This window comes from Reinekea sp. (assembly GCF_046710285.1).
Taxonomy (GTDB): domain Bacteria; phylum Pseudomonadota; class Gammaproteobacteria; order Pseudomonadales; family Natronospirillaceae; genus Reinekea.
This window is the reverse complement of sequence record NZ_JBKEGY010000021.1, coordinates 56905-64846: the sequence shown is the minus strand read 5'-3', so window position 1 is coordinate 64846 and position 7942 is coordinate 56905. Positions and strand designations below refer to the sequence as shown.

The following is a 7942-nucleotide window of genomic DNA, read 5'->3' as shown; positions in this document are numbered from 1 at the left end:
TATTGCAAATGTTGACTTAAATAATCAACAGCTTGTTGGCGCTATTGAACTTGAAAAACTAACAATGGCGCAACTAAAAAGGCTTTATCCCGCCGCAGCATCCGATTTATCAGGCCAACTTGATTCGTTTATAAGTGTTAGTGGAACACTAGCAGAACCCAGCTTTAGCTTTGATGCTAATGCACAAGGCGCTTGGAATGCGAATGAAATAGATCATCAATGGCAAGCCAAAGTAGATGCCAAATGGGAGCAGCAAGGTTGGTCAATTGATGATATTAACATTGCCGTAGACGGGGGTGGCCAAATTAATCTGACGGGCTTAGGGCAAGGAAGATTTGGACAGCTATTGCTGACAGCTGAGATACCACAAACAGGTTATTGGATTCAAGATACCGAGCTAGGGCCTGGACAGTCGAGTATTAAACTAAAAGTTAATGGCGATTTACTAAAACCAGAAATTGAATTGGATTCATCTTGGCAGGCAGAGGTTTGGCCGATACTACTTACCTCGAAGATTAGAACAACGACCGATAAAATTAATGTATCAGGAACTATTTTTAGTGAAGGTCAAAATCGAGTGAAGGCAAATGTAGAGTTACCAAGGATGTCTTGGCTAGACTTACAAGCGCAATGGCAGACGACTCCTTTTAGTTTTAATGTCGCCATCCACTCGCCTTTATCCGTATTAGATCCATTTTTTGTTGATCGTCCAAATCAATCACTAAGTGGCCTTCTAGCTGGGCAGCTAAACTTTGACGGCTCATTTGAACAGCCAAGCTGGTTGGGCGAAATTGAGTGGCGTGATGGTAAGTTTGAAAACATTTCAAGTGGTACGATTGTCAATGATATTGATTTAACTTTTATAGCGAAAGACACTCAATTTAGCCTAATAGGCTTTGCAAATGATGGTCGTAACGGCCTACTTGAAGTGAATGGTGGTATTCAATTTAACCCGCAAATAGATGATCTATTTAATCACGAGTTCGAATTGAATTTTAAAGCATTCAACGCGAACCTAATAAGTGACACTCAAATAGACGCCACCATGACTGGGGGCATAAGTGCAACGGGTCAGTATCATAATTTATTGGTCAGTGGGTCATTTGATGTGTCGCCGTTAAACTTACAAACAGAAACTTTTCTGTTGGATGGTGTACCGCAATTAAATATCGTGAGTTCGCTCGACGAAGTAGCCGAAGAAGAGCTAAAAGCCCCTTTTTATTGGCCATCAGGTCGGCTCGATGTTGGGCTTATTGCGAATAGCCGAGCCAACTTATATGGCCAGGGCATCAGTGCCGAGTTAGCCGGCAGTTTAGAAGTCACTGGCGAATTTTCCGAGCCTACAATTTCAGGGCGATTCAATGTTGTGCGCGGCACCTATTCTGGCTTGGGTAAAGTGTTTTCGGTGTCTGGTGGCTCCGTTCAAATACAAAATAACCAATTGGTCTTTAATGTTGAAGCCAACTATAACGAGGCAGGGCTGAATGTATTGTTGATCATTGCAGGTACTCAAGATGAACTGACATTGCAATTGTCGTCTGTGCCGGCGCTTGATCAAAATGAGTTGTTAGCGCAATTGGTCTTTGGCAAGAGCATAGAGAATATTAGCGAGTTCCAAGCCGTTCAGCTGGCATATCTTGTGAATAATATACGCACAGGAACGACTAGCTTCGATCTGATCGGCGCTACTCGCCAAGAGCTCACCTTAGATGCGTTGATTATTGACCCGCAAACCGATGAAGAAGGCAACTTAGGGGTGAATGTTCGGGCAGGTAAGTATTTGAATAACTACCTGTATTTAGAGGTCGAGCAAAATGTCGGCTCTGATGAAGGCTTTCGCAGTAGTTTGCAGCTGCAAGTGACACCCAATACCTATTTAGAGTTGTTTGCCGAAGAGACGCTCGGCAATGGGGGTGCCGAGCTTAAGTGGAGTATCGATTATTAAGTGATGTCTTTAACGATATAAACATCCGAAGGTGCCTGTGCTGCAACTATTGCAGCTGTTGACCCTAACGAATTTAAGCCGAGCTGATTGGTACCACGATGAGCGCCAACTATTATGCAGTTGGCTTTTTTTGCTTCAGCAAAACTCAGGATGCTACTGCTCGGTTTGCCTTGAATTATTTCAAGATGAATACGGCCCTCGTGAGCAGAGATATGTTCATGAGCAAAGGCCATAAGCTCACTACGGGTTTGATCTAAACTCATGTCATTAGCATTTACAGGTGCGACGGATAAAAAATAAACCTCACACTGGCTATTGTTAAGGTGGAATAGTGTGCGAGCGAGTATTCGCTCGCTGACCTCTGGCGCAGTGAGGTCAATAGGTGCGACAATTAGCTTGTACATATTAATGCCTATAATGTTAAGTATTCTCTAAGTTTAGTCGTTTTAAATTAATCTGCCACACTGTGGCGGTCATATTCTCGGAGGTCTTTTGTCGGTATTTCTTAAGCTTGCTTGGTTTTTTCGCCAAGAATGGCGACGTTATGGCTTGGCTGTCCTTGCCCTGATTGGCGTAGGTGTTGCCACGATGGTCCCGCCATGGATTATTGGCCAAATTGTAGATGCCATCGCTAGCGGAACACTCACCAAGGCTTTGTTGCAACAGCAAGTTATGGTTATTGTCTTAGCTGCGGCATTTAGTTATGGTTTGCGGGTTCTGTGGCGCATTGCATTATTTGGCGCAAGCTACACTTTAGCGAACCAGTTGCGGCAAAATATTTATCTTCATTTGACTAAACAGCCTCCCGAATTCTTCGACCAGTTAAAGACGGGCGATTTGATGGCGCGGGCCACTAATGATGTGCAAGCTATAGAGATGACCGCTGGTGAAGCGGTGCTCGCTTTATTTGATGGTGCCTTTACCGGGTTGCTGGTGCTGGTGATGATGACGGTGTTTATTTCTTGGCCGCTCACTTTAGTTGCTCTAGGCCCTTGGCCAATTGTAGGCTTCTTTATGTGGCGTTTTGGTCGGCAACTGCACCAATCGTTTAAAGATGCCCAAGCACGGTTCAGTGACCTAAATGACGGTGTGCAAGAAAGCATTTCTGCTTTACGCCTAACCCGAGCCATGGGGCGAGAAAACGTAGAGTGCGCTCAGTTTAATGAAATTGCTGAGCAAGCCAATGAAGCCAATCAACGCGTTGCTAAAATTGACAGCAAATATGATCCGACTATCCAACTTGGCATTGGCTTTTCTTTCTTTTTGAGTATCGCCGGTGGCGCTTACTTAATTCACCACGGCGAGTTAACGCTCGGCCAGCTAACCAGTTTCACACTCTATTTGGGCTACATGATCTGGCCAATGTTTGCTATTGGTTGGTTGCTTAATTTGGTTGAACGCGGCAGTGCTGCTTACGAGCGAATTGATCAATTGTTAAGAATTAAGCCGGCTATTTCAGACTCAGGTGATAATACGCAATCACAAGTACCTTCATTACACTTTGCTATCAATAGCTTTAGCTATCCAAAAAGCAATAGTCTTGCGCTGGAAAATATTCAGCTGGCAGTTAAAGCAGGTGAGCTGATTGGTATTGTCGGCCCGGTAGGAGCGGGTAAGAGTACTTTGCTTCATGTCTTGATGCGCATGCAAAACTTACCCGATCAGGCGATCTTAATAGGTGGCACAGCGATTAACGCCTTAACGCTAGAGAACTTACGAGAGCATATTTCGGTTGTGCCGCAAACGCCTTTTTTATTCTCCACCTCCATTGCGGAAAATATCGCTTTAGCAAAACCAGATGCTAAGCAAGAAGAAATAGAAGTCGTCGCCAAAATTGCGCAAGTCCATGAAGATATTTTAGGATTTCCGCAGGGCTATCAAACTCAAGTTGGCGAGCGTGGTGTTACCCTGTCAGGCGGTCAAAAGCAACGCCTAGCCATTGCTCGCTCTTTATTACTTGATGCCCCTATTCTGGTTCTGGATGATGCTCTATCAGCAGTCGATGTAAAAACCGAGCAATATATTTTGCAACATTTACAACAAGCCCGCGAAGGCAAAACCACGCTCATTGTTTGCCATCGACTATCGGCAGTAGAAAAAGCCAATAATATTATCGTTATTGAACAAGGTCAGATCATAGAGCGTGGTTTACATGCGGAACTTATTGCTAAACGAGGCTGGTATGCGAAAACCTTTGATTACCAGCAGCTAGAACATGCAGTGGAGGAGGGGCGATGAAAACAACTTTCTATTCACTTCTGCGTTATGCAACGGCTTACAAAAAGAAGCTCTGGCAAGCTTTTGCATTATTGCTAGTGGCAACAACGGCCAGTGTACTAGGGCCCTATTTAATTAAGGTGTTTATCGACTCTTATCTAACACCGGCTAATTGGGCATTCGACAAAATAATTCCACTCGCACTCATTTATATTGTGTCTCAAGTAATAGGCGCGGGAGCCTTTTATGCACAAGCATTACGCTTTAATGAAATTGCCTTGAATGTAGTTCAAACCTTGCGTGAACAAGTCTTTGAGCATGTGTTAGCGTTGCCAATGTCATATTTTGATCGAGCGGCCACTGGCAGTTTAATTAGTCGCATTACAAACGATACTGAAGCGATTAAAGATTTATACGTCAACGTAATCTCTAGCTTTGCGCAAAATATTGTGCGTATTTTAGGCATATTAGTAGGCATGGCGCTGTTAGATATTCGCTTGGTCTGGATCTGCGCCGTGTTAGTGCCAACGGTCGTCGGTATTATGTTGGTGTATCAAAAGATATCTACGCCAATTTTTATGCGTGTGCGTGCACTGCTGAGTGACATTAATGCTCGGTTAAATGAAGGCATTCAAGGTATGTCGGTCATTCAGTTAAGTAATCAGCAAGCAGCTTTCTCTAGGGCATTTGAAAAAACTAGTACCGAACATTATCAAGCCAAAGTCAGAAACGTCGTGATCGATGGGTTCTTATTACGCGCCCTTATTGATCTGATTTATTTGCTGCTGTTGGCTGGATTACTGTACGGCTTCGGGTTAATCGAACTGAATGCAATGGGTAGTGTAAAAGTGGGAGTGATATACGCCTTTATTAATTACTTAGGCAACGTAACCGAGCCACTGTTAGATATGACCTCTAAACTTAATATGGCACAACAAGCCTTAGTCTCTGCGACTCGTGTTTTTGGTTTATTAGAAGAACCTAGGCAAGAAAGTATGGCTAACCCGGCGAATAAAATTACCGATACACATCTTTATTTTGATATTCCCGAGTTTAGTTATGACGGCGAGAAAAGGGTTTTAACCAACATAAAATTTGATATACCGTCAGGTGATTTTATTGGTCTGGTAGGTCATACAGGTTCAGGTAAAAGTACTTTGATGTCTTTGCTTATGGGCTTTTACCCTTTATCAACGGGAGCTATACATCTCGGCCAGTTTAACTTAACAGAACTAAACAAAGAGCAATGTGCCGCCGCAATTGGTTTCGTACAACAAGATCCGTTTATATTTTCTGGCACAATTGCAGATAATATTCGACTAGAGCTGAATATCAGTGATGCAGAAGTGGAAGTAGCTGCAAAACAAGCTCATTTGCACGAAGCCATTATGAGCATGCCCCAAGGCTATGCAACCGAGCTGACCGAGCGTGGCGGTAACCTAAGCACTGGCCAGCGCCAATTGCTCAGCTTAGCGAGAACCTTAATACGTAAACCAAAAATTCTAATTTTAGATGAAGCCACCGCAAATATTGATAGCCACACCGAAGCATTAATTCAAGCGTCGCTGATGGAGTTACGTGGCAAAGTGACGTTGATCGCCATTGCCCACCGATTAAGCACCGTCAAAGATGCTGATTGCCTCTATGTCTTGCACCAAGGCGGCATAGCGCAATCGGGGAGCCACCGAGAGTTGATGAAAAACGAAGGTCTTTATAAGCATCTTTATGAATTGCAATTAAGAGCCGACCCGACCAAGGCTGAATAGTGCCGCTGCCGTTACTGTGGATTGCTACGGTCTAACCAAAGGGCTTCTTTTAATAAGTCGTTCAAGCACTTCCATGTGACACTCCACAGCGAGATCCCTCTCGCTGAGGCTTATTAAAATAAACACTTTAGTAAGCCCTAATGTTTTGGCATATTTAAAGTTGAGGTGTCTGGAAGGGCGATAATTAAGGACATAAGGGCCATAGTTTAGAAGCGGACCATTGCTTGAAATTCGGGTGTTTGAAACATGGATGTTTCAATCAAGCCCCCATGGACGGGTTTATGGCGACCGAAATTTCAAGCGGTGGACCGCTGAACCCCGCATAAAGTCTGAGATATTTATGGGACAGCAGTGTATTAGGGTGCCTCTTTTTCAACCGCATTTGCCTCGGCGCCTGCGGCGTTGTTGCGCAACCATCCCCAAACTCGCCGAGTACTGCGGTCAATCGTTGCATTGCCGTAAGTTTGTTGGCGGGAGGCATCGTGAATTTGCAGATAGTTTTCGGCCTTGTTGCGCGCTGCGGCGGCTTTCCGGTCTTGTGCGCGTTTATGGGCAAAATCGGAATCGGCCATGTAGAGATCGAGCATTGGGATGTTGAGTTGCGCGATATAGTCGGGTAAGGCATCGTATTCTGTTGAAACATCGAACAAAATCAGCGCGTAGGCTTGTTCTTCATCTTCGGAAAGGCGTTCAGCTAAATATCGGCTAGCCCAGTAACCGCCGTCACCATAGCCAATCAACGCAATGTTTAATAAGCCATCTTGGTTGAGGGTGGCAATACCCGTGGCAATTCGTTCGAGCACTCGTTCTTGCCACTGTTCAAAGGTTTCTGGCTCGGCCGAAGCCGTGTCGGCTTCGCTGCTCGATAGTCGGCCTAAGGCGTCTCGTTGCGGCGTGGGTAGGTCAATCGAGAGGGTGCTCCAACCCACATTGGGCATAAAATTACGTGTTTGTTGCAATAAATAGGGCCAATCGGGTGAGTGGCCCTTATCGTGTAAAATTAACAAGCCACCTTTGGGCTCGGCAGTGCGTTGCTCTAACGTCAACGCATAAAATTGCTCAAGTTCATTTTCAAGTAATATGACCTGTTCGCCTTTCATAGCGCGGGTATAATAGCGTTCGATGTCTTGTGCCTTGTGTAGCTTAGGCGTGGGAATAACGCCCTTTGCTTGGCTTAACGGCATGACAAGAGCGAGCCAAATTAAGGTACTGAGATAAAAAAAAGTGCGTTGTCTGTGCATACTAAATTGACCTTAAGATTCTAACCAATAGAATAGTCGCTTCCATCGAACTGAGGCCACCATCATTATGACCGATTTTGTAATAGCACCCTCCATCCTTTCTGCAGATTTTGCTCGCTTAGGTGAGGAGGTCGATAACGTCATTGCGTCCGGCGCTGACTGGGTTCACTTCGATGTGATGGACAATCATTACGTACCCAATTTAACCATCGGGCCGATGGTGTGCAAGGCTTTACGCAATCATGGAGTGACGGCTCCGATTGACGTACATTTAATGGTCTCACCAGTAGATCGGCTGATTGGCGATTTTATTGAGGCGGGTGCCAGTTTAATTACCTTCCACCCAGAAGGCAGTGAACACATAGATCGGTCGTTGCAGCTTATAAAAGATGGCGGCTGCAAAGCTGGCTTGGTCTTTAATCCAGCAACACCCCTGCATTTCTTAGATTATGTCATGGACAAAATTGATATGATCTTGATTATGTCGGTGAACCCTGGTTTTGGTGGGCAGTCTTTTTTACCCAGCGCATTGGATAAACTACGCCAAGCGCGTCAGCGTATCACAGACTCAGGTCGCGATATTCGCTTGGAAATTGATGGTGGTGTGAAAATAGATAACATTCGTGACATTGCCGAAGCAGGTGCCGACAGCTTTGTTGCAGGTTCTGCTATTTTTAATACCAATGATTATCAAAAAACCATTGATGCTATGCGCGCAGAGTTAGCAAAAGCTAACGTTTAGCTTCGTTTCGCAGTTAGGCGGGTAACCAACC

At 44.8% G+C, this 7942-nt stretch carries 6 protein-coding genes; 4 read left to right on the top strand and 2 right to left on the bottom strand.

The features are described 5' to 3' along the window. On the top strand, nt 1–1945 hold a 1945-nt coding region (locus ACI882_RS13970; protein WP_411748515.1), incomplete at its 5' end, for a translocation/assembly module TamB domain-containing protein. On the opposite strand, the gene ACI882_RS13965 is transcribed toward ACI882_RS13970, so the two are convergent. After that, the gene (locus ACI882_RS13965; protein ID WP_411745838.1) at nt 1942–2349 is read right to left on the bottom strand and encodes a universal stress protein; all 408 of its coding nucleotides are present in this window, start codon (nt 2347–2349) and stop codon (nt 1942–1944) included. The genes ACI882_RS13970 and ACI882_RS13965 overlap by 4 nt on opposite strands. A gap of 88 nt (nt 2350–2437) precedes the next feature. Between ACI882_RS13965 and ACI882_RS13960 the strand changes: the two genes are divergently transcribed. Then, nucleotides 2438–4183 carry an ABC transporter transmembrane domain-containing protein gene (locus ACI882_RS13960; RefSeq protein ID WP_411745837.1) on the top strand — a complete coding sequence of 582 codons (1746 nt, stop codon included), beginning with the start codon at nt 2438–2440 and terminating at the stop codon, nt 4181–4183. Beyond that, a complete protein-coding gene (locus tag ACI882_RS13955; RefSeq protein ID WP_411745836.1) occupies nt 4180–5928 on the top strand; it encodes an ABC transporter ATP-binding protein in 1749 nt (582 codons plus the stop codon). The genes ACI882_RS13960 and ACI882_RS13955 overlap by 4 nt, the downstream gene beginning before the upstream one ends. 356 nt (nt 5929–6284) lie before the next feature. On the opposite strand, the gene ACI882_RS13950 is transcribed toward ACI882_RS13955, so the two are convergent. Continuing rightward, nucleotides 6285–7169 (bottom strand): DUF3530 family protein, encoded by an 885-nt coding sequence (locus tag ACI882_RS13950; protein WP_411745954.1) that lies wholly within the window; start codon nt 7167–7169, stop codon nt 6285–6287. Between the two features lie 67 nt (nt 7170–7236). On the opposite strand from ACI882_RS13950, the gene rpe reads away from it, so the two are divergent. Continuing rightward, nucleotides 7237–7911 (top strand): ribulose-phosphate 3-epimerase, encoded by a 675-nt coding sequence (rpe, locus tag ACI882_RS13945; protein ID WP_411745955.1) that lies wholly within the window; start codon nt 7237–7239, stop codon nt 7909–7911. Nucleotides 7912–7942 lie beyond the last annotated feature (31 nt).